Source organism: Mycobacterium sp. 236(2023) (genome assembly GCF_029623955.1).
Classification (GTDB): Bacteria; Actinomycetota; Actinomycetes; order Mycobacteriales; family Mycobacteriaceae; genus Mycobacterium.
Genome location: NZ_JARSBP010000014.1, coordinates 20,009 through 44,245 on the forward strand (window position 1 = coordinate 20,009; position 24,237 = coordinate 44,245).

Sequence of the window (24,237 nt, forward strand, 5' to 3'; positions counted from 1 at the left end):
GTTGCCGCGCAACGGATTCTTACTTCCAGGCGAACTTGGCTTCCAGGAAATCGAAGCTACGCGCGAGTTCCTCCTCGGGTAGAGGTGTGCCATCGGAAGCGGCCATCAACACGCCGACGATGGCGCCGGCGATGACTCGGCGTTCAGTGACGCCGGGTGATCCGTCGAGGCGGTGAACCAGAGCGTCGGTGAGACGGTCCATCAGATCGACGTACTCCGTGTACAGCAGGCCGCGCGCCTCCGGCACGTTATAGAGCAGGTGCTGGCTGACGATGGCATCGTGACGCTCGTCGTCGGTGAGGCCGGCGAAGTAGGCATCCACGGCGTACCTGTACGCGGCCACCGGCGACAGCTCTCGCGGGGCATCGATGAATGCAGCGACGATCGGCCCGAACTGATCGCAGATCAGCAGCGCTTCCTTGACACCGAAATACCGATAGAACGTGCGCGCGGAGACGTCGGCCTCCTCGACGATCTGATCGACGGTCGTATTGGCGTAGCCATGCGCGAGGAACAACTTCAACGCAGCATCGCGGATCGCTGCCCGCGTTCTAATTTTCTTGCGTTGACGTAAATTCGGCGCTTCCGGCGGCTGCACGTGCCGATTATCCCCGATCACCGAGAAGGGCGTCCCTGAATCGAGGGAGCCTGTGCTAACGGATAGCCTCGGCTCGGTTCTCGACCGGTTCGGACGAGCCCGCCGTCCCTGCCGCGTACTGCTATGTCGGCACCGATGCCATCCGCGGATACAGGATGGCCGGTCCCAGCCAGCGGGCCACGAAGCGGCGCAGCGTCGGCGCATCGCGAGGGGTTGGGCCTGGGTCGGTGAGAAGTGATTGCACGCTTCGCAGGGTCATTTCGGCCAGTTCACCGAGTGCCAGGTCGTCGAAGCCGTGTAGCGCCCAATCGACATCGAGGCGGTGCAAGACAGTTCGGCAGTAAGAGATCGCCGTATCCGACGTCAGCGAGGTGATGGCGTCGCCCTCGGGTCGCCGGCTCAGGAGGCGCTCCATCGGTGGATCGCCGGCGAGTTTTTCGACGCCGAACGAAACGCATTCGACGACCGCGGTGACGGGGTCTTTGTCTCCTTGGACGTGTTCGACGATCTGGTCGATAAAACCGTTGGCCGCGCGCATAGCGCTGGCGATGAGCAGCGCGTCGGCATTGGGAAAGTAGCGATAGACCGTCTGGCGGGTGACACCGAGCTGGCGGGCGACGTCGGCCAGACGTATCGCTGGTCCGTGTTCGGCAACCACAACGTCGACAGCATCCAGTATTCGAATAATGGCCTCTTCGTCGGAGGTCGGTGCAGAACCCGCCCAACCGCGGCTACGCATGCGCTGTCACTAGCCGTTCGGCGCTGAACTCGATGGGAAGTGTAGTCGGACCGGTCATTCCGAGCAGAGATTTCCAGGGGCCGGGCCGACGCGGCGGGGTTCGGCAAGTCGCCGGGTGAGAACGACAAGCGCTTCAGCCAACTCGCGTCGTGCGGGGTTGGCCCCGAGGCAGTAGTGAGCGCCGCCGCCGAACGTCAGAATTGCGGGGACATCGTTGCGTGTGATGTCGAAGCGGTCGGCACTCCTGTAGATGGCGGGGTCACGGTTGGCTGCAAAGGTGTTGACGAGGACGAACGTCCCCGCCGGGAAGGTGTATCCGCCGAATTCGGCGTCGACGGCGGCGGCCCGCGGGACGATGCAGGCCGCCGGTGAGTGGCGCATGCTTTCCTCGACTGCCTGCATCGCCAGTTCGGGATGATCGCGAAGCTTGGCCCATTGTTCAGGGTGCTCGCAGAGCACTTGCACGGAAGCAGCGAGTTGATTTCGCGTGGTGTCCGTACCTGCCATCAAGAAGCCGGCTACCAGCATTCGCAATTCGTCAGCGTTGAGGCGGTCGCCGTCGTGTTCCGCGCGAATGAGTTCGGACAGCAAGTCGTCGGTCAGATCATGTCGGCGGGCGGCCACCATATCGTCGACGTAGGCGTCGAGCTCGCCCCACGCCCGCATGATCTCGGATTCGTCGAAGGTGACGTCAGTCTGGAAATTCAAGGCCTGAAAGACCACTTCGGTCCAGTCGGCGAACAGGTGCCAGTCCTCGCGAGGCGCTCCGAGAAGCGCGCAGATGATGGGGGTCGGGTAGGGGCGCGCGATGTCGGTTACGACGTCGCACCGTCGGTCCTCAAGGATGCTGTCGATGAGCCCGTTGACCACACCGTGGATGATGTCTTGCAGTCGTGCCGTCGACCGCGGCGTAAAAGCCTTGGACACCGGTTTTCGAAGGCGAGTGTGCGGTTCTCCTCCTGGCCCAGCAGGCTGTTCGCCATCTTGTCGAACAGGGGCCCCGAGGTTATTCCCTGCGCCGCCAGGGTGATACCGGGCGGCAACCGGAACCTGCTGTCGCGCAGCATTTCCCGAGCCAGCTCATAGGACAGGATTTCCGGACCCAGTGGACCGATGGCAATGGGCGGGCGCGACTGCGCCGCCCGGACATCGTCGAAGATGTCCTGCGGCGTGGCGGTGAGGCCATAGCTGAACGTCGGAAGGCCAGCGTCGAAGACACTCGGCGCGGTACTGGTCACGGTCATCGGTATCTCGACTTCCCTGGCCTCAGATGAGGTATGGACGTTTCCAGACAAAGCGTATGACCACAGCCGCTACTCGTCAATCGCATGTTTAAATAAGCCCAGTTGAAGGCGCGTTCTCCGTGCCGCGATCATCCGTTTTGAACAAGAACGTCCAATGGGACGCGGCAGGTTCATCCGTCGCCAACCGGCAGTAGCCCACACGCGCAAGCAGGCATCGACAACTGAAGATCGGGAGGTGATTGACGAGCCGCCTGACCTACTGACGGACGCCCGGCGAACGCGTTCAGCAATCGCCGATGTCGTCCGCAGGTGATGCGTTAGCGTCGCGCAACCAGGGTTTGCGGGTCGAGGCAGGAGGGCCATGAGTTCCGGCCACTATCGGCCTCTGACGAGGCTGTCCATCGCGGTGCCGATCGCGGTCTGCATCGGCCTCGGGGTGCTGCTCGCCGTCGGTCGCAGCGGCTCGGCGGTACCGATCATCGACGACCTGACCATTCTCGGCCTGTCCACCTATGCAACCGTGTGCGCCGTGCTGGCCGCCCGGACGGCGGTTGGCCGCATGCGCGTCGCTTGGTCGATCATGGCTGTAGCAGTGGCTGCCTGGGCGGTCGCCGACCTGATCTGGCTGCTGTGCGACTACGTGTTGCAGGTAGAGCCGTTCCCTTCGCCGGCTGATTTGTTCTATCTGGCGTTCACCGTTTTGACGGTTCCCGGCCTGCTCGCCATGGCGCCGTTCGATGCGTGGTCGAGGCGGCAAGCAAAGGTCCGCATCACACTCGATGGAGTCACCGTCGCGCTGTGTGTGTTTCTGTTGGCCTGGATAACTGCGCTGAGCACCGTTTATGACACCTACCGCGACGACAAGCTGGCCCTCGTTCTAGCGCTGTTCTATCCGGCCTCCGACATCGTGATCCTCGCCGTCTCCGTCGCCGTGCTGGCGCGCGTCGAGACCCGGCAGCGGGCGGCGCTCGGGCTGCTGGTCGTCGCCTTCGCCATCATGACCGTCACCGACAGCGCGTTCGCTTCCGCCGTCGCCCAGGACAACTACGTGACCGGCAGCCTGATGGATGTTGGATGGGCCGCCGCGTCCGCGACGATCGGTATCGCGGCCCTCAAAAGCCGGCGGACACCACCTCCGCGCCCGGCGACAGTGTCGGTGCCATCAGGCACCGCATTGTGGGCGCCGTACCTGCCCCTGCTATTGGTGGGGACGGTAGGGCTGCCGCTGGTCACCACGGGGCTGGAACAGTACGTGGTCCCCGTGATCATCGTCGCGGTGTGCCTGCGCCAGTTCGTCGCCGCGCGGGAAAACCGGCAGTGGCTCAAGGCCGCCGCCGAGCACTCCCTGCGGGATTCGCTCACCGGGTTGGCGAACACCACGCTCTTCCACGACCGGCTCAGCCACGCGATGATGCTGCACGCCCGAGACGACCGGTCGGTGATGGTGGCGTCACTGGACCTCGACGACTTCGCGTTCGTCAACCTCAACATCGGCCATCCCGCCGCCGACCGTCTACTGGTGCACGCCGCACGCCGGATCGCGGCGTGCGTGCGGCCCGGCGACACCGTGGGGCGTGCCGGGGGTGACGAGTTCGCGCTGCTGCTGGAGGGTGACGTGCATGCCTCACAGCGCGTGCTGCAGCGTGTGGTCGAGACATTCGACGAGCCCTTCGAGGTCGACGGGGAGCAAGTGACCATCCGGTGCAGCGTCGGGATCGCCGTCGTTTTCGCCGACGAGCCCGATGTCACCCCGGAAACGATGCTTACGCGGGCTGACGTCGCGGTGCGGGCCGCCAAGCAGTCCCATTCTCGGCGGATCCGCTTCTTCGAAGAAGACATGGAGCAGACCGACCCCGACTCGGCGGAGGCCGGCGACCGCAACACCGAGCTGGTGTCTGTCGCGGGTGCGGCCAGGGTCCGTCTGCTGAGTGAGTTGCGCCGCGCCGTCGACCATGGCGATCTGGAGCTCGCGTACCAGCCGAAGGTCGACCTTGTCGGCGGACAGGTCGTCGGAGTGGAGTCGCTGCTGCGGTGGCCGCATCCCGACCTGGGGTTGCTGTATCCGGGCACGTTCATGCCGCTAGTCCGCGAGCACAAGCTGATACGGCCGGTCACGGATCTGGTGATCGACAAAGCGCTCGACGACGCGGCGCGATGGCTGACTGGCGGAGTGCACATGCCGGTCGCGGTCAACCTGTTCGCCCCGTCGCTGCGCGACACCCGGTTACCCACATCGCTGCGCGAAGCCCTGGAGCGTCGGGGTCTGCCTGCCGGGCTGTTGACCGTCGAGATCACCGAGGATCTCGTGATCAACGATCTCGACCGGGTCACCGGCGTCCTCGAACAGCTCCGCGAACACGGAATACCCGTTGCCATAGACGATTTCGGCAGCGGCTATTCGGCGCTGTCCTACTTGCGCGACCTCGTGATCGACGAAATCAAGCTCGACCGTAGTTTCATTGCATCGGTCACGACCGACCTGCGCGCGGCCGTCGTGGTGGCCGCCATCATCGAGCTCACCCACGGTCTCGGCATGACCGTGGTAGCCGAAGGCATCGAAGAGGCGGCAACGGCGAATTGGTTGCGCGACAGCGGATGCGACGTCGGACAGGGCTACCACTTCGGCAGGCCGATCGACGCCGACGATGTTCCCAGCCTGGCTCACCTCGCCATAGGGCCGCTCTGACATCACCGGCGAATCCCAACGGTCCGATGGCATTGCGAATGGATGTCGTTTCACTGACACAAATCGCCATTGACGCCTGCTATGGACGCGTAGTCCGAGGGGTACTAACCAGGAAGCTCAGGCGCGTGGCGCCGGGGCGTCATCCTCCGGCCTCTTCGTCCGACGTCGGTCTTGGACCGGTCCGACCTCGACTACGCATCGACTGCTACCACGCCGTCACTGGCGAATTCCACGGGAACGGTTGTTGGACAGGGACGTTTTAGACGCAGCGCTTTTCAGGTCAAGACAACACGACGGAATGCACTCGCACGAGCAGACGATGAGCCTGAGATCATCTGCAGCTCTCTCCCGAGGCCATGTACTCCAGTATCAGTCGGTCTTTGTACAGCTTGCCCGCATCGGTCCGCGGCATGTTCTCGGTGAAAACTATCGACCGAGGACGCTTGTGCCGCGCGAGGCGGTAGCTTGCCCACGACATCAGTTCCGCATTTGTGGCTTCACTGGCGAGTGCAGGCTGCGCGAGCTCAACGACCGCAATCACCGACTGACCCAGATCGTCGTCATGCACGCCGAAGACGGCGACATCCGCGACGAGTGGATGGCTGATCAAGACGTTCTCGACTTCTTGCGGATACACGTTGACGCCACCAGAGATGATCATGTTGTGCCGCCGATCCGTAAGGAAGAGATAGCCCTCTTCATCGACAAACCCGATGTCGCCCACTGTGACCCACCCCTGAGGCGACCGCGATCCCGCAGTCTTCTCGGCATCGTTGAGGTACTCGAAGCTGTACCCGCCATCAAAGTAAACGTCACCGATCTGTCGCGGTGGCAACTCCTTGAGGTTCTCGTCGAGGATGTGAGGTTGTCCCAGAATCGGTTTGCCGACAGAACCCGGCCGCCGGAGCCACTCCTCAGCACTGATGAGCGATATGCCTGCGCCTTCAGATGATCCGTAGTACTCATCGATGATGGGACCCCACCACTCGATCATTTGGTGCTTGATGGCGGGTGGGCACGGAGCAGCGGCGTGTATGACTCGACGAAGGCTTGACAGGTCGAATTGTTGCTTTTCTCGCCGCGACAGTCTGAGCATCCTGACAAACATCGTGGGCACGAACTGCGCGTGTGTCACGCCGTAGCGCTCTATACACCGGAGCGCCTGCAGTGCGTCGAATCGCTCCATCATGACGGTCGTGGCACCCACCGCCTGCGCTGACATCGTCCACATCGCCGGCGCAGTGTGATAGGTCGGGGCGGGGCTGAGGTACACCGAATCCCTTGCGACGCCCAGCGCTTCGAATACCGGCGTAGGTAGCGACGATCGACCAGCCGATCCGCTGATACGCGGCCGCCGTATCCCCTTTGGTCTCCCCGTGCTACCTGCCGAGTATTGAAGTAGCTGACCTTCACTCTCATCGGGTGTGAATTGGATCGACTCACCCTCAGCGCATTCAGGGTAGTTCTGCCATCCGGTCATGTCGCCGTTGGCGACAAGTGCGACAGACGGAAGGCCGTGCGGTAGGTGACGCACCATCTCGACGCACACGTCTGCCATTGCGCGCGACGAGATGATGGCCTTGGCGCCACTGTCATTGACGACATAGGCGGCTTCGGAAGCAGTCAAGTGGGTGTTGACCAGGGTGAAATACAGGCCGCTGCGCCTAGCCGCCCACATCACTGCATGGATGTGCTCGTTGTTCTCCATGAGCACTGCGATGGTGTCGCCGGAGTCGATGCCGCGGCGTCGCAGATAGTTTGCGAGCCTGTTTGCGCTTTCATCGAGCGCCTTGAAGGTCACGCTGCGACCTGACGGATGCAAGATCACCGCAGCCTTACCCGCGCCAACGTGATTGCACAGATCCACCAGTGTCCTTCCTTCTGGCGACTCGGCGACCCAGTCGCCACCGCCGCAACGGCACAAAGAGAATGACTACTCTCGTAGAGTGATAATGCTAATACTTAGTTGGGTGCAGCAAGCAAGTTGGAAGGACGATGGCAGCAGAGACGGATACGCGCCGCGCATCGTCGCGAGCTCAAATACTCAAGGCATCAACGATGCTCATGCGATCCGGTGGGCCGTCGGCGATCACGGTGGATGCGGTGACCCGCATCTCGACGGTGGCGCGCGCAACGTTGTACCGCCACTTCGCCAGCACTGACGCACTCCTCGCCGCGACATTCACGGCGCTGTTGCCGCCGGTCCCACGATTGACAACGGCGAGGTCTCTGCGCGACCGACTGGTCAAGTCAGTGCTTACTCACTTCGACAGCGCCTCGACAGGGGGCTCAGTTATTGCAGCGATGTCGTGGCTGATGTTGGCCGCCGGGGACGAGTGCGCTGAAAGAGCGACCCTGCGCACTCATCTCATCCGCCGATGCGTCGACCCCATAGAGGCCGCGCTGTGTACGCCCAGCGCCAGGAAGCGCCTTGGCGATGTGGACGTCCAAGCCGCGGCAACCCAGATACTGGGACCCGTCGTCCTGGCCGAAATACTGCAACTGGACAGCGTCGACCGGTGCGCGCTCGCCCGAGCTTCAGTGGACGCGTTTCTCGGCGCCCATTCAGCGAGCAGCTAGCGTTGCAGCCCAGTCAGCCTGCAGCACTCCTCGTCCGCCGCGTCGACGTCGCTCGCGGCGACGCTTTGGGCCGGGTTGGCTTGACGTCTTCGGTGGGCGGCGACACGGCTTGCTTGCACCACGCCCACAGCTGCTCTTCGTTCAGGTTCGCACCCTTGATCCCCAGCTGAAACACGCCGATCTGCGCGAGAGCGGTCAGCGTCGAGTTCAGCAACGTGGTCATCTGCGCCGGCGACAGGTCCTTTCGAACCAGACCTGCGCGCGAGCACGCTGTCAGAATCTTCGTGAGCAGCTTCTGATGCGGCTCCCAGATCTTGGCGAAGTCTTCGGGACGCTCGATTTCCAGGCTGAGGTTGTAGATGGTCATGACCCGCCCGCCCACGGCTTCCGACGATTCGGCACGGGAAAGAAAACCACGACAAAACGCTTCGAGCTGCTCCAACGGCCCGTCGGCGGCAGCCACTTCTTGGCGAATGCTCTCGGTGAACTGACTGGTCACGTTCTCATACAACGCCAACAGCAGTTCGTCTTTACCGGCGAAGTGCTGGTAAAACGCCCTCAAACTCAGATTCGAGCGGTCGATCAGCGTCTGAATCGTGAAATCCGCACGCCCGGACTCCTCAACGAGCTCCAGTGCGGTGGCGAGGAAACGAGAGCTTCGCGCGAGTGCTCGTGCGCGTGCTGTGCTCAGCCGCCGTTCGATAGTGCGTTGCTGCCACGTCGTGGGCATCTCCACCTCAGCGTCGACGATCTCGAGGGTGTCGTCGGCGTCGCGTGCGCCCTTGCCTTTCGCCATCATAGTGGATAAGAGAATACGCGATCTCAGCGAGAATTCGCGCTCTACCTACACGTGCATGTCGCTTCGCGGTATTCGTAATTCGCAGTTCCACTCTTCCCGATCTCGCCGCCATCTGGGCCCAACGCTCCTGCGAACCTCCTTCGGCTCCCGTAGCGCGAACCGGAACAACCCATGCGCTACTCTGAAAACGTTCATTCTCGATTACGGAAATGATTATGTCGGTCGCGGTGCCGCAAGCCGTCCCGAAGGAGCAAGCGTGAGCACAGACATCTTGATCGTGTCGCCAGATGACCATCTTGTGGAGCCAGCTGACCTGTGGACCAGCCGATTGCCCGAGCGCTATCGAGATATCGGACCGAGAATCATTCGGCACCGCGGGAGGATGGACCCCACCGTCACATCAGACGTCGCATTCGTCGACGACGAGGACGGCCGCGATGCCGACATCTGGCACTACGAGGACGCCGTCATCCCCATTCCACTTATCAGCGCAGCGGCCGGCTACGAGATCGATGAGCTCACCACCGATCCGATCACCTATGACGAGATGCGGCCGGGCTGCTTCCGTCCGGCTGACCGGTTGGCCGACATGGATCTTGCGGGTATCGAGGCGTCGGCCTGCTTCCCGAACACGCTTGTCCGCTTCTGCGGGCAGCGATTCCTGCACGGCAAAGACAAAGATCTCTCGCTCCTCTGCGTGCAGGCTTACAACGACTTCCAAATCGACGAGTGGGGCGGCAGCTCCAACGGCCGCCTGATTCCCCTCGGCATCATCCCGCTGTGGGACGTCGACCTTGCGGCGAAGGAAGTGGAAAGGGTCGCTGCCAAGGGCATGCGCGCGGTGTGTTTTTCAGAGTTGCCCGCGCGCCTCGACCTTCCATCTATTCACAGCGGCTACTGGGACCCGTTCTTCGCAGCATGTGAGCGCAATGAGGTGGGCATCATGCTGCATATCGGGTCTAGCTCGTCGCTCACCAGATCCTCCCCCGACTCCCCGCACGTCGTGACGAGCGCGCTGATGGCCGTCAACTGCACGATCGCGTTGGTTGACTGGCTGTTTTCGGCCAAGCTCAAGCAATTCCCGAAATTGAAGATCGCATTCGCCGAGGCCCAGGCCGGCTGGATTCCCTACTACCTGCAACGTGTCGACGAAGTGTGGGAGGACCGGCGAGCCTGGGGCGGGATCCATCCGCTGCTCACCGAACCCCCGAGCAACCAGGTCCCCGGACGCATCTGGTTTTCCACGTTCGGCGACCCCGTCGCGTTCCGCATCCTCGATCTGGTCGGCGAAGACCAGCTCATGTTCGAGACGGACTACCCCCACAACGATACGAACTGGCCGCACAGCACCGACGTCGCGAACAAGGCGACGGAAGGCCTCGACGAAGCGACGAAGCGGAAGGTGTTGTCCACCAACGCGAAGAACTTCTTCGGGATGGTCTAGCGGCCATCGCCGGTTACGGCGCGGAAAGCGTCGACCAAAGGGCTGAGGAACTCAACCGCGCCGACCAGGGGTTTCAATCACGCGCCGTCGAGGCCCGCGGGTTTCGCCCGCCGGCCTGACCGCCCTCGGACGGATCGGCATATGCGGCAAGTTTCTTGTCGAACACCACGCGGTCGGACACCACCAACCGGTCGATGCCAGCAGTGTCCATCGCGCGGGCGAGGTCCAGCGTCACGACCCCGTTTCCCACGGCTGATCCCACCGGTCGAGCACCGCTGCATGGGAGAGCGGCTTGCGGCGGACGGGATGATGGCCGCCTTGCGGCCAGCCGACCGTGAGCAGCGTGGCGATCTTCCAATCGTCCGGGATACCGATCGACGTGCGTAATTCGGCGTCGCAGTGGCCGTGCCAGAGCGTAATCGCCGCGCCCAATCCCTGGGCGCGCGCAGCCAGGAGAAAGTTCTGCACCGCTGGGAATATGGATCCCGCCTGCTGGAGTTCGGTTGTTCCCCGCTGAGGCTGCACGCAAAAGAGCACCAACTCGGGTGCGCCCCCGCCGACGCGCATGTGCTCGGCCATCGTCCGCAGGACACGGGATTTCGGATCATCGGCGCTCTCACCGAGTTCCGGGATCCGATAGAAGTCCTTCATCACCTCCCACGTCGATCGAGCAGCCGCAGTGATGACGCCGCGCAATTCCTCGGAGCGGATCACCACGAACCGCCACGGCTGTCCGTTTCCACCTGAAGGGGCCCACGAAGCCGCCGTCAGGCACCTCTCCAACACTACGTCCGGGACAGGTTCTTCGCGATAGCGCCGAACCGCCGTGGCGGTGTTCATCACCGTCCACACATCGTCCGAAAGCTTGGGAACGGCAGCACGATTCATGCTCGCGCTTTCTGAGGCAAGATGCCCTGCCAGGTTCCACCGCGGACGGGTCCTGTGACCACAGGAAGATCCAGAGTCGACAGCAGCCCCGGCGGCGCCGCGATCACTGCCGGGATCGCGTTGAGCTCGCGCATGACGGTCGCGTAGGTGAGGCCTCGCATGTTGTTTCCTCGACCGTGCATCTCGATGTCGACCGTATAGGTGGGTAGACCGTCGACGATGACGCGATAGCCACCGTGCGGCGAGGGGTGCCGCGGCCAGTCGGGCGCTGACTGCTCGCCCATGCGCGTGATGTGTTCGAGGACAACGCGCTCCTCGCCATCGACCATGCCGGCCAGCTTGAACCGCATACCTCCCATGGTCCCGGGCTCAACCCAGCCCGACGCGACCTCATACCGCTCGGTGGCGAGCCACTTGTCGATCGTCGTCACCACGTCATCGAGCGGCAAGCCGACCCCGTCGGCGACCAGATGCACAATCGGTGCCCACAGCGCGGCGAGGCGCGCGGTGTCGAAGAGCGGTGCGGGGTGGTCGGGCGGATGGCCGAATCCCATGAAGTCGAACATGATCTCGGGTTGTGCGATGGGTCCGTAGTCGAGAATCTCCAGCATCGTGATGGTGTCGACACGGCTGCTGAATCCGGTCATGGTCAGAGCGATCACATCGTTCGCCCAGCCAGGATCGACGCCGCTGTTGAACATGCTCGTGCCGCCCTCACGGCACGCCTGCTCCAGCAGCTCAACGGTCTCCTGGTCCGCGGCGGGCGGGTAGCACAGCGGCACCAGGGATGTGCACACGACGTTCTTGCCGGCACGCAGACAGCGGGCGACGTCCTCCGCCGCCTCTCGATACCGATAGTCGCCCGAGGCAAAGAATGCGACGACATCCGCGTCGAGGCTCAACGCCGCATCGACGTCGCGCGTCGCGACCACCCCGGTTCTCGGCATACCGCAAATATCCCCGGCATCCCTGCCATCTTTGGACTCCGAATGCACCACGAGTCCAACGAGGTCGAGTCCGGGATGGGCAATGGTGGCGCGCAGTGCCCCGATCCCGACTTGCCCAGGCCCCCAGAGAATCACCCGCGGGTTCCGTTCAGCGACCACCATGTCGATTCTCCCGAGTCGGTGTGAGAATATTGCTTCTCATATATCGGTAACATCATTACCACAGGCGGCAGAGGGAGAACAGTGAGCGAGTACCGGTTCTTGAAGTGGGCAACCTATGACGACGGCCGCATCGTACGGATCTCTCTCAACCGACCGGAGCAGCGCAACGCGCAGAACCGGGGCATGCTCGTCGAACTCGACGAGGCCTTCGGCGCCGCGGAGGCCGACGACAACGTCCGCGTCGTCATCCTGGCCGGCGAAGGCAAGATGTTCTCGTCCGGCCACGACATCGGATCGAAACAGGCCATCAGCGAGTACCTCCCTGGACCTGACCAGCATCCCAGTGCGTCGGTCAACGGAGGCACCCGCGACGGCGCCGAGAAAACCATGCTCCAGGAGTGGCACTACTTCTTCCAGAACACGCTGCGGTGGCGCAACCTGCGCAAGATCACCATCGCCCAGGTGCATGGCGACGTGTTCTCGGCAGGGTTGATGCTCATGTGGGCCTGTGACCTGATCGTCGGGAGCGACGACGTGCGGTTCGCCGATGTCGTCGGCACCCGGTTGGGTATGTGCGGTATGGAGTATTTCGGTCACCCGTGGGAGTTCGGACCCCGGAAAGCCAAGGAGCTCATGCTCACCGGGGATGCCATCGACATTCACGAAGCACATCAACTTGGCATGGTGAGCAAGGTCTTCGGTAGGGACGAACTTGCCGACCGCACGCTCGATATGGCTCGCCGGATAGCGGAGGTGCCGACGATGGCGGCATTGCTGATCAAGGAGTCTGTCAATCAGACCGTGGACAACATGGGTTTCTACAACTCGCTGCAGTCGTGTTTCACCCTGCATCAACTCAACCACTCCCATTGGGGGCAGGTCCGCGAGGACGGCAGGCAGACGGCCGGGCCGGAGAACGGCGTGCCGGACTGGCGTGATGCACCGCCGGTAGCTCTGGCGGTCAAGGATCAGGTCCGACCGCAGTCGTGAACGATCGCGGAGCGCCCGAACTTCCTGAACCGCAACCTATGCCGGTCACGATTCCCGGCCACCTCTTCGGCAAGCTGCCGTTCTACGACGTTTTCGAGGGCGAGGACACGGTCATCGTCGATCTGCACAATCGAGCAGACTTGGTGAATATTCGCGGAGCATTGCAGGGCGGGCTGGTAGCGACGCTCATCGACGTTGCCGCGGGTCGGCTGGCCCAGGCGCGCGCCGACGGCGGGGTAGGTGTCGGGACGGCCGACATGACCATTCACTACCTGGCGCCCATCATCGACGGGCCGGCCCGGGCAGTGGCGAAACTCGTCAGAGCGGGCCGACGAATCATCGTCGTGGGCGTGGATGTCTTCGATGTTGGACGAGGCCGACTCGCAGCACGGGCAACGCTGAGTTTCGCGACCTTGGAAGCGCGGAAAGATCAAGCTGTCGCGGCGCCGTAGCGTGCCTCGGCGACGCGATCGAGCGCGACGTTCGGTTCGCCGAAAACCAGCGCCCATCCGCGAACCCGGCGATAGTACAGCTGGATATCGCCTTCCATACCGAATCCGTACCCGCCGTGGATATGCAGACTGTGGCGGGTCGCGTCCCTGGCCGACTCGTAGGCGAACGCGAACGCCATCGCGGCAAGTTCGGTGACACGCTCCGGTTCGTCGTCGAAAGCGCAGGCGGCTTCGAGAGCGATCAGACGCGCTCCTTCCGCGGCCGTTGCACTGTCGGCGAGTGGATGTGAAACGGCCTGAAACGCACCGATCGGCGTCCCAAAGGCATGTCGCTGCTTGGCGTAATCCACCGCGAGTTCGACAGCCTTGGCCGCCGCTCCTGCGAGCGCGGCAGCCGTCATCGTGAGCCAGAGGTCAAGGGCATCCGAATAGAGCCGCGTTCCGGCATCCCCTTCCGCGAGTACAACGGCGTCCCGCCCCACCGACACATCAGCCAGCGACAACGTCCCGAGATTCGACACATGCCTGCGCGTGTCATCGATCGGAACCGCGAGCAGTCGTCCGTCAACGAACGCGACGACAAGATCTGCGACGGCACCGCCGGGCACCATCGTCAGAAGAGTGGAGGTCTTCCGGGGCAGAAAGGTGACAAAGCGCTCCCCCCGCAATGCATCGGCGAGCAACGCGCCTGCGCCGGCGGTCGCGAGTGCATGCACGGCGACCTGCGCCTCGATGACAGGCGCAGATGCAGCGGCGCGCCCGAACTGCTCTGCCACCAGCGCAAGATCCGCAGCGGAGGCGCCCCACCCACCATCCGACTCGCCTACCGCCATATCCAGAATGCCCGTGTCTCGCAAGGCGTCCCACAGCTTCGCGTCGAATCCGAGCGGTTCGGCAGCACGGACGCGCTCCGGTGAGGATTGCCGCTCGTAGAGCGCAGCGAAGGAATCCACCAGCTGCCGCTGCTCATCGGTAAGACTCAGGTCCACGACAACTACCCCCTCACTAGCGGATATGATTATTCTCGTTTCTGAGAGTAGCAGTATCAGAGTCACCAGCAGCCTGAGAGGTTGCCGCCCAAACAGATTGGTTCATACGATGCACTTTCAGCTCGACTCCGCCACGGCCGCCTACCGCGACGAAGTCGGCGCCCATCTCACACAAGCACTCACACCGGACGTCGAAGAACGCGTATACCGCAGCGGTGTCGCCCACGATGACGCTTTCGCGCAGGGCCTCGTGGACAAGCACTACTTCGCGCCGGACTGGCCTGCGGAATTCGGCGGAGAAGGCCGAAATGCCTGGGAAGCCCAGGTGCTCAAAGAGCAGCTGATGCGTTTCGACGCACCCGTCTATCTGTCGGAGACCACACGCATGGTGGCGTCGATCATCCGGGCCGTCGGCGCACCAAAGATGAAGGACCGCCTTCTCCCCGGAGCTATGCGAGGGGACATCACGATTGCGCTCGGTTTCACGGAGCCCGAGTGTGGCTCCGATGTCGCCGCGGCGGCCACAAGGGCCGTACGCGACGGTGACCACTGGGTGATCAACGGCTCGAAGATGTTCACGACCAATGGGCACATCGCCGACTACATCTTCCTACTGGCGCGCACTGATCCGGCCAAGCCCAAGCACAAGGGCCTCACGATGTTCCTTGTCCCCTGCACCGCAGAGGGTTTCGAGGCCCAGGCGGTGTGGACACTCTCCGGCGAACGCACCAACATCACGTTCTACAGTGACGTCCGCATCGCCGATGAATGGCGCATCGGCGACGTCAACGGTGGTTGGCAGGTGCTCGGCATGTCGCTGCAGGATGAGCACGCCTCAGGCTGGGGTCCGCATCTGGCGCGCCTGCTGCACCACGCCGAGAAGTGGGCGGAAGAGTCGGCTGTGCCCGGCGGGCCGCCACGCCTGCACGATCCCGATGTGCGCCGCCGACTTTCGAGGGTGGCGATGGAGTACGAGGTGTCGATACTGCTGCAGCGCCGCTGTGTGTGGATGGTCGAGAAAGGGCGCGTCCCGATAGCCGAGGGTCCGATGTCCAAAGTGTTCAGCACAGAAGCGCTCGAACGTGCCAGCCAGGACATCGTCGAACTCGTCGGGCCGGATGCGCTGCGAAGTTATCTGGATCCGACGGCTCCGGAGCGTGGCAGATTCGACCACACTATGCGCTTTTCGCTCGGCACCACCATCTACGCGGGCACCAGCGAGGTTCAGCGAACGATTATCGCCCAACGGGGGCTCGGCCTCCCCCGGTAACGACCGGAGTCAGAGTGCTTTCCAGTCCGGGGTGCGTTTTTCAAGGAATGCTCGTGGACCCTCGATCGCATCCTTGGTGAGCGCCACCTTCATCCGATAATTCTCCGCCAGGAGCTCGGCCTCGTAGATGGGCAGCGAGAGACCCTTACGCACCGCCATCCGTGAACCCCGAACGGCCAGAGGCGCATTGGAGTTGATGACGTCGGCGATCTCCCAGGCCCGCTGCATCAGCGCGTCGTGTGCGACGACCTCGGTGAACACCCCGAGGTCGAAGCAGCGTTGCGCATCGAGCCGCTCATGCTTGCCCATGAGGACCAGTCGCATCGCCACAGGCAGAGGCAAAATCCTCGCCAGCCGCACGGCCTCGCGGCCAGAAGTGACCCCGATGCTCACGTGTGGGTCCATCAACGTCGCGCGTTCGGACGCAACCGTGATGTCCGCTGTGGTGACGAGGTCCATTCCCGCGCCGCAGGCGATGCCATTCACAGCGCAGATGATCGGCTTCGTCATCTGCAACCACGGCGGGGTGGCCTCCTGAGGGGCGTCCCACTGCCGCATCGAGCTCAGGATCGGCTCGCCCTGGTTGTCGATACCCGCGGCGTTTTCCATGTCGTGATCGGCCGCCTTGTTGACGTCCGCGCCGACGCACAGCGCGCGACCCGCACCAGTGATGATGACAGTCCAGATGTCTTGCGAACGCTCGATCTCGGTGTAAGCGACGGCAAGTTCTGCGATCATCTCGTCGTTGATCGCATTGAGAACTTCGGGCCGATTCAATGTCACGCAGACGGTATGCCCCCGGACCTCGACGTCGATGGTGTCGTATGTCGTCATGTGCGAGCTCCTTGCGCTGCTTCCTCGACCACAGGCCGCACACCCAGGATTTCCTCGAAACGATCGCAGTAGCGTGGCCACACGTCGGGGTTGAGGAGACGTGGCGGCATACGGCCGTCGAAGATCGTCTGCCATTGCTCGGCAGTCGCGACGGCAATATCCCGGGATGCCTCAACCGTGATGCCTGCGGTGTGCGGCGTGGCCACGACGTTGTCGAGCTGCAACAGCGGATTGTCCTGGCGCGGCGGCTCCTCGTGGAACACGTCGAGGCCGGCGCCCGCAATCTGGCCGTTCTTGAGCGCGCCGAGGAGCGCCGCCTCGTCATGCACCGGTCCCCTCGCGGTCGTGATGAAGAAAGCGGTTGACTTCATAGCCTCGAACTCGGCTCTGCCGAACAGCCCCTCGGTTTCACTGGTCAGTGGACAGGTCACCTGCACGAAATCCGCACGCTCGACCAGCTCCGATAGCGCGACTTTCGCAACACCGCGGGCATGCGCTACGACGTCGTCAAGGTAGGGGTCGAACACCAGTACGTTCATGCCGAATGGTGCGCAAAGTTCGACGAGCCGCTTCCCGATGGCGCCGAGCCCCACCACCCCAAGGGTCTTGCCGAGCAGCTGACTTCCCCGTAGGGCCAGTCGATTTCCGAGACGCCCACTACGCAATGTCCGGTCCGCCACGGTGATCTTCTTCGCAAGGTCGAGCATGAATCCCAACGCGTGTTCGGCAACGGCCTCCGCGCCGGGACCGGAGTTGTTGCACACCGCAATCCCTGCGCGCGTGCACGCATCGACGTCGATGACGTCGTATCCCGCACCGGCGGAACATACTGCCAGAAGATTCCGGCATCGCTCGATCAGCGCGGGTCCCGCCAACCATCGTGTGCCGTCGACGCATGCCGCAACATCGGTGCGTGTGGCCACTTGGTATCCGTTCGCGGATTCCAAGGCCGCCCAATTATTTTCATCGGATGCTGCCAGATCCAGCTTGACGACGTCGACATCAGCCGATGCCAGGACCTCGCCCGCGACAGGATCGGTCCAGCGTTCGAACACCAGCCGCGGACGGACCACCGTCACGGCTTCGTCTTGGGTTTCGCCTGAGCGGCCTTGAACATATCGGCCAGTGCCGCGTCGACGTTCTTGTAGTCGTTCTGAGCAATGGTTCCGTCTCTGCCTTCGACCACGTCGTAACCCAAACGCAAATCCTTGTTCTCCATATGGAAGTACTCGCGGCCCAGAGGCAAACGGCGGTCTTCGCGCGGGACCTCCATCCACGCCCGCAAGAAGCACCGGGCTTTCTTCGGATCGTTGCTGCTGACGAAGTCCGACCGCGAATGACACATGGCAAAGTTGTTGGCTACGGCCGCCTCACCGGATTCAAGCCGGAACTCCACTTGCTGCTCGACGAGCACGTTGCGGAGTACCTCGATCGCCTCCTCTTGAATGGGCGTGAACTCCCGCCCGAGGGTTTTCATCGCGGGCAGGATGCTGCTGTAGGTGAAGTTCAGACAGATGCGGCCATTGATCTGGGAGAACACCGGCACGTCGTACGGCGTCACATCGGGCTGGTCGTCGGGCTGTTCGCTTCGGCGGTGGTGCGGGAAGCCCTGATACAGCACGTCCAACAGGTCGGGCCGCTCGGCGAGGATCCGGTTGTGTGCCGCGGGGCCGCTCGCGAACTGGCTCTCGCCACCTTCTGCCGCCGGGTAGACGCACAACAGCGACAGAATGTCGGCAGCGTCGTTGTGCATTGCCAGTTCTGCACGTGACTTCGTGCCGCGCGCGGGTTGCACGCCATTGGGCAAGATCTCCTCTTGCACACGCACCAGGCGATGCCCGAACGAATTATTGGACACCGGGTAGCCGAGATGCCAACAGAACGCCCAATAAATGCGTTCCAGATCTTCGATCGAATGCTGTTCTACCGGGAACCCGCGCACACACGCCAATCCCTTGCCGAACATCAGGTCCTGATAAAGCCTGGCGAGATCGTCGTCCAGATCAGGATGACGGACATCGTCGCCGGTGATGTCGTCACGGTTCTTGTTCGCCGTCCGCGCCAGGATCGATTCCAATGCAGCGACATTGCGAGAGGACAGGTCGAAGCAGAAATCGTCCTTGCTGGAGAAATCGGCGCCTGTCCACGCCATCGAGTCCGTCACTTGGTCGGTGTAGATCGCTGTGGGCATCCGTCCTCCTGGTGTACTGGCACGGTTGTTCGGTTGTCGCTGTTTCAGCTGCCGCGGCGGTCGAGGGTACGAAGCGCCTGTGCGCGCGTAGTGGCCGCTTCGGTCATCATCCCCACATCTGTTCCTGCCGAGATGAAGCGCAGACCGAGATCTACGAAACGTTCCAGCAGGTCCTGGGACTTGATACCGGCCACTCCGAGCGCGACGCCGTGGTTCCGACACGCCACTGCAACGGACTTTACCGCATTTTGGAAATGTTCATTCTCATAGTCGCCGTGGATACCCATCTCAGCGGTCAGGTCACTCGGCCCGATGAGAATCATGTCGAGACCATCAACCGCGGCGATGTCGTCCACCAAGGACACCGCCTCAGGAGTCTCGACCATGACGGCGACCGTCGTCAGCGCTTCGAGTCGTGCCGTCAACTCGGTGGCCGACACAGGCGCGTATCCGCTCAGCGCATTCGGTCCCGATATCGAGCGGTGACCCAGCGGCGGGAACCTTGCCGCATCGACGACAGCCTGGGCCTCCGACCGCGAGTTGACGTGCGGCACAATAACTCCACTAGCTCCGACATCCAAGACACGCGCTATGAGGCTGGGTTCTTGCGACGGCACCCGAACAAGGCCGGCGATTCCGGCTCCGAGTGCACTTGCGCACAACATCCCCGCCGTCTCGAGGGACGTTGCGGTGTGCTCCAGGTCGACGTAGATCGCATCGTAGCCGCACGTCGCGGCGATCGCCGGTACGTCAGGGGTACGAGAGTTCAGCAGCGCCAGGCACAGAACCAACTCGCCTTCGCGCAGCGACTCCCGCAACGATCGCGTCACGGGTCCACGCTAGCCGAATGAGAACGAGTGTTGCATCTATTCGTAAACGTCATTATCAGTGTGATTAACATGGGGTATGCCAGCACGCCGCGTTGCGATCGTCGGGGCCGCGCTGTCGGACTGCGGGAGAGTCCCGGACAAGACGGCGATGGCCCTGATAGCGCAATCGTCCCGACTCGCCATCGCGGATGCAGGTCTGACGAAGAACGACATCGAAGGTTTCGGTGGGCACGGCGCATTACTGCCACCTCTCGAGGTCGCGGAATACCTCGGACTGAAGCCGGTCTGGGTAGACGCGACGAATACCGGCGGGTCGTCGTGGGAGGTCATGGCGCGACACGCCACGGCGGCGATCGCAAATGGCGAGATCGATATCGCCCTGCTCACCTACGGTTCCACGGCGCGCTCGGACGTCAAACGCCGGCAACGCGGCTCGGTCGCAGCGATGAGCACGGGGGGCGCGATGCAGTACGAGGCGCCCTACGGTGCCACCCTGATCGCCAAGTACGCGATGGCTGCGCGACGCCACATGATCGAATACGGGACGACGGTCGAACAGCTCGCCGAAGTAGCGGTGGCCGCGCATGAGTGGGCAGCCATGAACGACAACGCCTTTGACCGTGACCGGCTCACTGTGGCTGACGTGTCAGCGGCACCCATGGTCGCCGACCCCTTCACCACCAAGCACGTATGCCTGCGCACCGACGGTGGTGGAGCCATTGTTCTGGCCAGCGAGGGTGTCGCCGAGAACTGTCAGCGCGAGCCCGTCTGGGTTCTGGGCGCCGCCGACGCAACCTCCCACGTCAGCATGAGTGAGTGGGGTGACTTCACCACGTCGGCGGCCGCAGTCTCCGGTCCGAAGGCCTTCGCCCAGGCTGGTGTCGATCCCTCGGACATCGATGTGTGCCAGCTCTACGACTCCTTCACCGCCACCGTCTTGCTCAGTGTGGAAGATCTGGGCTTCTGCGCCAAGGGAGAAGGTGGCGCATTCATCGAGTCCGGCGCGCTGCGGCCCGGCGGCGTGCTACCGACGAACACCGACGGCGGCGGACTCGCGTCGTGCCACCCGGGAATGCGGGGCATGTTCTTGATGGTCGAAGCTGTCCGGCAGTTGCGCGGCGAATGCGGGGAACGACAGGTCGGCGGGGCACGACTGGCGTGCGTGCATGCAATGGGTGGCTTCTTCAGTCACAGCGCGACGATGGTCCTGGGAAAGAACTGATGGGCGCCGCGGATCGGCCGACGACCGACAGCGATAGCGAGATCTGGTGGTCGGCCATCCAGAATCACGCCCTGCACGTCAACGCGTGCGGCGATTGTGGCCGAAAGTCGTTGTACTCGCGGCCCTTCTGTCCGCACTGCTGGAGCGAGGACGTGACATCATTGGTGGCGACCGGCCGCGCGACGCTCTACACGTGGAGTGTCGTACACCAGAACGCTGCCCCGTTCGACGTGCGCGCCCCGTACATCCTCGCGATGGTGGATCTCGAAGAAGGCCCTCGGCTGATGACGGTCATCGAACAATGTCCTGCCGAGCAGCTCCATGCCGGTATGCCACTCGCTGTCGCCTTTCGATCCGACGATGACGGCTTCGTGGTACCGGTCTTCCATCCGAAGTAGTCGAAACAGTCTGTGGAAAACGATGTTTGCCGTCCGTACGTACGTGTGAAAGGAACCGAGAGATGAACAAAGACGACATCATTCTGATCAGCGTGGACGATCACATCGTCGAACCGCCGGACATGTTCAAGAACCATCTGTCGAAGAAGTATCTGGATGAGGCGCCGCGTCTGGTGCACAACGAGGACGGTTCGGATACCTGGCAGTTCCGCGACGTGGTGATCCCGAATGTGGCGCTCAATGCGGTGGCGGGCCGACCTAAGGAGGAGTACGGCCTAGAGCCCCAGGGGTTGGACGAGATCCGGCCGGGGTGCTGGCAGGTTGATGAGCGCGTCAAGGACATGAATGCCGGCGGCATCCTGGGGTCGATGTGTTTCCCGTCGTTCCCCGGGTTCGCGGGTCGGTTGTTTGCCACCGAAGACCATGATTTCTCGCTGGCGTTGGTGCAGGCCTACAACGACTGGCACGTGGAGGAGTGGTGCGGGGCGTATCCGGCGCGGTTCATCCCGATGACGCTGCCGGTGATCTGGGACCCCGAGGCGTGCGCGAAGGAGATCCGCCGTAACGCCGCACGCGGCGTGCACTCGATGACCTTCACCGAAAACCCCGCGGCGATGGGGTATCCCAGCTTCCACGACTTCGACCACTGGAAGCCCATGTGGGACGCCATCGTCGACACCGACACCGTCCTCAACGTGCACATCGGGTCGTCGGGGCGACTCGCCATCACGGCGCCGGATGCGCCGATGGACGTGATGATCACGCTGCAGCCGATGAACATCGTGCAGGCGGCTGCCGATCTGTTGTGGTCACGCCCGATCAAGGAATACCCGGACCTCAAGATCGCCTTGTCCGAGGGCGGGACCGGGTGGATCCCCTACTTCCTGGAGCGGGTGGATCGCACGTATGAGATGCATTCGACGTGGACGGGTCAGGATTTCAAGGGCAAGTTGCCGTCGGAGGTGTTCCGTGATCACTTCCTGACGTGTTTCATCGCCGATCCGGTGGGCGTGACGACGCGGCATCAGATCGGGATCGACAACATCTGCTGGGAAGCCGACTACCCCCATAGCGACTCGATGTGGCCCGGCGCCCCCGAACAACTCGACGACGTCTTCACGTCCAACAATGTGCCCGATAACGAGATCAACAAGATGACATATGAGAACGCCATGCGGTGGTACAACTGGGATCCGTTCACCCACATCACCAAAGAACAGGCCACCGTCGGCGCACTACGCAAAGCCGCCGAAGGCCACGACGTGTCCATCCACGCACTGTCGAAGCGAGAGCACAGCGCCGGCGCTTCGGATTGGCAGGCTCAGATGAGCAAGGCCACGGTCAATGTCAGCGGAGGGAAGTAGCTTCCGCCTCAGCCACGCCTACCCCGCGTTGACCAAGCGGTTCGCCAGCATCCTGGGTCGCCCGTGCGAGCGGGCGTCCAGGGTGTTGCGTTCCACCTTGCCATTCGCGTTGAGCGGTAGCGGCTGATCCCACAGCACAAGTTCCTCGGGCAGTTTGTACTTCGGCAGGCCGGCGGTCAGCAGAGCTTCGGTGATGTCGTCGAGTGACAGCGTCACCCCGGGCCCGAGGACCATCGCCACTGCGAGCCTCTCCCCCGTCACCGGGTCGGCGACGGAATAGGCGGCACACTCCTTCACGCCGTTGATCCGGGCGACGGCCTCATCGACCTCCGCTGTGGCGATCTTGAGGCCGTTGCGGATCACAATGTCCTTGATACGCCCCACGATTCGGACCCGACCGTCGGCCAGCTCGGCGACATCGCCGGTGCGAAACCAGTCATCGTCGAAAGCCTCGACGTCGCCTTCGCCGCGGGTGTAACCCAGGTAGGTGTGTGGGCCCCTGATACAACACTCCGTGGGTTCCTGCGCCGAACCCACCTTGATCTCCACGTCCTGTAGAGGAACTCCATCATCGGCATGGCGGAGTTCCTTGGGTTCGAATCGCAGCCCGGACGTGCTGACGGGCACTTCCGACGACCCGTAGGCACGCATCACGACGATCCCGAAATCGTTCTCGATCCGCTCGACGATGCGCCGATCGAGCATGGTGCCGCCGAGATACACCGCGCGCAGCGGGAGCGCCGCACCCCGCTGGACCGCTTCGTCGAGAAGCCTGTCCAACAACCGATCTGGGCCGCCATACCACGTCGCCCCGGATTCGATGAGCAGGTCGCAGGTTGCCGCCGGCTCCCAGCGGTCCTCCAACGTCACCGGTGCCGCGAGCATCGGCCCGATGAACACCGCCTGGAGGACACCGGTGACCGATGCGAGCGGGCTGATCAAGAAGATGCCGTCGTCGTCGGTGAGGCCCGCCGCCGCCACGTAATTGGACGAGGCCTTGAGCAAAGTGCTCAACGAGTGCACGACCCCCTTGGGTGCCGACGTCGTGCCGGAGGTGAAGAGGACCAGGGCAGGCTCGTCGGCGGCGCGCACCGGGTTGGCAGGGAGCGGCCTAAGGTCACCCCGGAGACGCTCGATGTCGATCCAGTGCAACAGATCGGACAGCTGCGATCCGCCGGTCTCAGACCAGTTCGGCGCCAACCCGTACTCGACACCTGTACGTTGCACGATGTCGGCGACCTGTAGAGGACCGCTGCTTCTCGGCACCAGAAGGACAACGGCATCGATCCGCAGCGCCGCATGAATGGCGACAAGTGAATCGACGTCGTTGCCTACCACGACCAAGACGCAGATCGACGCGCCCACTCCGGCATCGCTCATCACCGACGCCGCCGCGTCGATCCGTTCGTCCAGCTCGGCGAACGTCAATTCTCCCTGGCGGTCTCTCACCGCCGGCCGGGCTGGGCAGCGCGCGGCGGCGGCGCGAATCACGTCCATCGGCTCGGAGGACCAGAAACCCTCGGCTCGGTAGCGATCTCGCAGAGATGCGGCTCGCAGGCGTGCCCGTCCCAGCAGCTCAGACGAGCTGGTCATGATCGTCCTCCGATGCA

General features: G+C 63.2%; 22 protein-coding genes and 1 pseudogene. 9 read left to right on the forward strand and 14 right to left on the reverse strand.

The features are described 5' to 3' along the window. Positions 1 to 19: 19 nt before the first annotated feature. From P9A17_RS31865 to P9A17_RS31875, 3 genes and pseudogenes are all read right to left on the reverse strand, one after another. Positions 20 to 598: a TetR family transcriptional regulator gene (locus tag P9A17_RS31865; protein WP_278042801.1), complete on the reverse strand. Its 579-nt coding sequence runs from the start codon at positions 596 to 598 to the stop codon at positions 20 to 22. Between the two features lie 121 nt (positions 599 to 719). Then, positions 720 to 1,337, reverse strand: coding sequence for a TetR/AcrR family transcriptional regulator (locus P9A17_RS31870; RefSeq protein ID WP_278042802.1), 618 nt, complete (start codon positions 1,335 to 1,337; stop codon positions 720 to 722). Beyond that, positions 1,330 to 2,581, reverse strand: a pseudogene (locus P9A17_RS31875) (cytochrome P450). The gene P9A17_RS31870 and the pseudogene P9A17_RS31875 overlap by 8 nt, the downstream one beginning before the upstream one ends. Positions 2,582 to 2,942: 361 nt before the next feature. On the opposite strand from P9A17_RS31875, the gene P9A17_RS31880 reads away from it, so the two are divergent. Beyond that, positions 2,943 to 5,267, forward strand: coding sequence for a bifunctional diguanylate cyclase/phosphodiesterase (locus tag P9A17_RS31880; protein ID WP_278042803.1), 2,325 nt, complete (start codon positions 2,943 to 2,945; stop codon positions 5,265 to 5,267). Between the two features lie 331 nt (positions 5,268 to 5,598). Here P9A17_RS31880 and P9A17_RS31885 read toward each other — a convergent pair whose 3' ends face one another. Then, positions 5,599 to 7,134, reverse strand: coding sequence for an AMP-binding protein (locus P9A17_RS31885; RefSeq protein WP_278042804.1), 1,536 nt, complete (start codon positions 7,132 to 7,134; stop codon positions 5,599 to 5,601). Between the two features lie 128 nt (positions 7,135 to 7,262). Here P9A17_RS31885 and P9A17_RS31890 point away from each other — a divergent pair, with 128 nt between their 5' ends. Beyond that, positions 7,263 to 7,847 carry a TetR/AcrR family transcriptional regulator gene (locus tag P9A17_RS31890; protein WP_278042805.1) on the forward strand — a complete coding sequence of 195 codons (585 nt, stop codon included), beginning with the start codon at positions 7,263 to 7,265 and terminating at the stop codon, positions 7,845 to 7,847. Between the two features lie 13 nt (positions 7,848 to 7,860). Here the strand turns inward: P9A17_RS31890 and P9A17_RS31895 are convergent, their stop codons facing one another. Next, on the reverse strand, positions 7,861 to 8,643 hold the full coding sequence (locus P9A17_RS31895) for a TetR/AcrR family transcriptional regulator (RefSeq protein WP_278042860.1): 783 nt from the start codon (positions 8,641 to 8,643) through the stop codon (positions 7,861 to 7,863). Positions 8,644 to 8,902: 259 nt separating this feature from the next. Between P9A17_RS31895 and P9A17_RS31900 the strand changes: the two genes are divergently transcribed. Beyond that, positions 8,903 to 10,090: an amidohydrolase family protein gene (locus tag P9A17_RS31900; protein WP_278042861.1), complete on the forward strand. Its 1,188-nt coding sequence runs from the start codon at positions 8,903 to 8,905 to the stop codon at positions 10,088 to 10,090. A gap of 73 nt (positions 10,091 to 10,163) precedes the next feature. Here P9A17_RS31900 and P9A17_RS31905 read toward each other — a convergent pair whose 3' ends face one another. Genes P9A17_RS31905 through P9A17_RS31915 form a run of 3 tightly spaced genes read right to left on the reverse strand, consistent with a single transcriptional unit; the run spans position 10,164 to position 12,060 of the window. Then, a complete protein-coding gene (locus P9A17_RS31905) occupies positions 10,164 to 10,340 on the reverse strand; it encodes a hypothetical protein (RefSeq protein ID WP_278042806.1) in 177 nt (58 codons plus the stop codon). Next, positions 10,322 to 10,978 carry a nitroreductase family protein gene (locus tag P9A17_RS31910; protein WP_278042807.1) on the reverse strand — a complete coding sequence of 219 codons (657 nt, stop codon included), beginning with the start codon at positions 10,976 to 10,978 and terminating at the stop codon, positions 10,322 to 10,324. The genes P9A17_RS31905 and P9A17_RS31910 overlap by 19 nt, the downstream gene beginning before the upstream one ends. Continuing rightward, a complete protein-coding gene (locus P9A17_RS31915; protein ID WP_278042862.1) occupies positions 10,975 to 12,060 on the reverse strand; it encodes a dihydrodipicolinate reductase in 1,086 nt (361 codons plus the stop codon). Before P9A17_RS31915 ends, P9A17_RS31910 begins: the two co-directional genes overlap by 4 nt. A gap of 108 nt (positions 12,061 to 12,168) precedes the next feature. Here P9A17_RS31915 and P9A17_RS31920 point away from each other — a divergent pair, with 108 nt between their 5' ends. Beyond that, positions 12,169 to 13,077: an enoyl-CoA hydratase gene (locus P9A17_RS31920; RefSeq protein WP_278042808.1), complete on the forward strand. Its 909-nt coding sequence runs from the start codon at positions 12,169 to 12,171 to the stop codon at positions 13,075 to 13,077. Between the two features lie 38 nt (positions 13,078 to 13,115). Further along, on the forward strand, positions 13,116 to 13,529 hold the full coding sequence (locus tag P9A17_RS31925) for a PaaI family thioesterase (RefSeq protein ID WP_278042863.1): 414 nt from the start codon (positions 13,116 to 13,118) through the stop codon (positions 13,527 to 13,529). Here the strand turns inward: P9A17_RS31925 and P9A17_RS31930 are convergent. Next, a complete protein-coding gene (locus P9A17_RS31930; RefSeq protein WP_278042809.1) occupies positions 13,508 to 14,518 on the reverse strand; it encodes an acyl-CoA dehydrogenase family protein in 1,011 nt (336 codons plus the stop codon). The genes P9A17_RS31925 and P9A17_RS31930 overlap by 22 nt on opposite strands. Before the next feature lie 109 nt (positions 14,519 to 14,627). Between P9A17_RS31930 and P9A17_RS31935 the strand changes: the two genes are divergently transcribed. Next, positions 14,628 to 15,788: an acyl-CoA dehydrogenase family protein gene (locus tag P9A17_RS31935; protein WP_278042810.1), complete on the forward strand. Its 1,161-nt coding sequence runs from the start codon at positions 14,628 to 14,630 to the stop codon at positions 15,786 to 15,788. Between the two features lie 9 nt (positions 15,789 to 15,797). Here P9A17_RS31935 and P9A17_RS31940 read toward each other — a convergent pair whose 3' ends face one another. From P9A17_RS31940 to P9A17_RS31955, 4 genes are read right to left on the reverse strand one after another with little or no spacing between them, the layout of a single operon-like run. Beyond that, positions 15,798 to 16,622, reverse strand: coding sequence for an enoyl-CoA hydratase/isomerase family protein (locus tag P9A17_RS31940; protein ID WP_278042811.1), 825 nt, complete (start codon positions 16,620 to 16,622; stop codon positions 15,798 to 15,800). After that, positions 16,619 to 17,701 (reverse strand): hydroxyacid dehydrogenase, encoded by a 1,083-nt coding sequence (locus P9A17_RS31945; RefSeq protein ID WP_278042812.1) that lies wholly within the window; start codon positions 17,699 to 17,701, stop codon positions 16,619 to 16,621. The genes P9A17_RS31940 and P9A17_RS31945 overlap by 4 nt, the downstream gene beginning before the upstream one ends. Further along, positions 17,698 to 18,813 (reverse strand): TauD/TfdA family dioxygenase, encoded by a 1,116-nt coding sequence (locus tag P9A17_RS31950; RefSeq protein ID WP_347403870.1) that lies wholly within the window; start codon positions 18,811 to 18,813, stop codon positions 17,698 to 17,700. The genes P9A17_RS31945 and P9A17_RS31950 overlap by 4 nt, the downstream gene beginning before the upstream one ends. Positions 18,814 to 18,857: 44 nt before the next feature. Beyond that, entirely contained in the window at positions 18,858 to 19,643 is a 786-nt protein-coding gene (locus tag P9A17_RS31955) for an aldolase/citrate lyase family protein (RefSeq protein ID WP_278042814.1), read from the reverse strand. Between the two features lie 76 nt (positions 19,644 to 19,719). Between P9A17_RS31955 and P9A17_RS31960 the strand changes: the two genes are divergently transcribed. The 3 genes from P9A17_RS31960 (at position 19,720) to P9A17_RS31970 (ending at position 22,627) form a co-directional block, all read left to right on the forward strand. Next, on the forward strand, positions 19,720 to 20,865 hold the full coding sequence (locus P9A17_RS31960; protein WP_278042815.1) for an acetyl-CoA acetyltransferase: 1,146 nt from the start codon (positions 19,720 to 19,722) through the stop codon (positions 20,863 to 20,865). Further along, a complete protein-coding gene (locus P9A17_RS31965; RefSeq protein ID WP_278042816.1) occupies positions 20,865 to 21,263 on the forward strand; it encodes an OB-fold domain-containing protein in 399 nt (132 codons plus the stop codon). Before P9A17_RS31960 ends, P9A17_RS31965 begins: the two co-directional genes overlap by 1 nt. Before the next feature lie 62 nt (positions 21,264 to 21,325). Next, positions 21,326 to 22,627: an amidohydrolase family protein gene (locus P9A17_RS31970; RefSeq protein WP_278042818.1), complete on the forward strand. Its 1,302-nt coding sequence runs from the start codon at positions 21,326 to 21,328 to the stop codon at positions 22,625 to 22,627. A gap of 18 nt (positions 22,628 to 22,645) precedes the next feature. Here the strand turns inward: P9A17_RS31970 and P9A17_RS31975 are convergent, their stop codons facing one another. Next, positions 22,646 to 24,220: an AMP-binding protein gene (locus tag P9A17_RS31975; protein WP_278042819.1), complete on the reverse strand. Its 1,575-nt coding sequence runs from the start codon at positions 24,218 to 24,220 to the stop codon at positions 22,646 to 22,648. Positions 24,221 to 24,237 lie beyond the last annotated feature (17 nt).

Excerpts from the sequence above, each read along its gene's own strand:
- P9A17_RS31950 (WP_347403870.1), bottom strand. The coding sequence starts at position 18,813 with ATGCCCACAGCGATCTACACCGACCAAGTGACGGACTCGATGGCGTGG.
- P9A17_RS31965 (WP_278042816.1), top strand. The coding sequence starts at position 20,865 with ATGGGCGCCGCGGATCGGCCGACGACCGACAGCGATAGCGAGATCTGG.
- P9A17_RS31970 (WP_278042818.1), top strand. The coding sequence starts at position 21,326 with ATGAACAAAGACGACATCATTCTGATCAGCGTGGACGATCACATCGTC.
- P9A17_RS31895 (WP_278042860.1), bottom strand. The coding sequence starts at position 8,643 with ATGGCGAAAGGCAAGGGCGCACGCGACGCCGACGACACCCTCGAGATC.
- P9A17_RS31975 (WP_278042819.1), bottom strand. The coding sequence starts at position 24,220 with ATGACCAGCTCGTCTGAGCTGCTGGGACGGGCACGCCTGCGAGCCGCA.
- P9A17_RS31910 (WP_278042807.1), bottom strand. The coding sequence starts at position 10,978 with ATGAATCGTGCTGCCGTTCCCAAGCTTTCGGACGATGTGTGGACGGTG.
- P9A17_RS31925 (WP_278042863.1), top strand. The coding sequence starts at position 13,116 with ATGCCGGTCACGATTCCCGGCCACCTCTTCGGCAAGCTGCCGTTCTAC.
- P9A17_RS31890 (WP_278042805.1), top strand. The coding sequence starts at position 7,263 with ATGGCAGCAGAGACGGATACGCGCCGCGCATCGTCGCGAGCTCAAATA.
- P9A17_RS31940 (WP_278042811.1), bottom strand. The coding sequence starts at position 16,622 with ATGACGACATACGACACCATCGACGTCGAGGTCCGGGGGCATACCGTC.
- P9A17_RS31935 (WP_278042810.1), top strand. The coding sequence starts at position 14,628 with ATGCACTTTCAGCTCGACTCCGCCACGGCCGCCTACCGCGACGAAGTC.
- P9A17_RS31960 (WP_278042815.1), top strand. The coding sequence starts at position 19,720 with ATGCCAGCACGCCGCGTTGCGATCGTCGGGGCCGCGCTGTCGGACTGC.
- P9A17_RS31880 (WP_278042803.1), top strand. The coding sequence starts at position 2,943 with ATGAGTTCCGGCCACTATCGGCCTCTGACGAGGCTGTCCATCGCGGTG.
- P9A17_RS31870 (WP_278042802.1), bottom strand. The coding sequence starts at position 1,337 with ATGCGTAGCCGCGGTTGGGCGGGTTCTGCACCGACCTCCGACGAAGAG.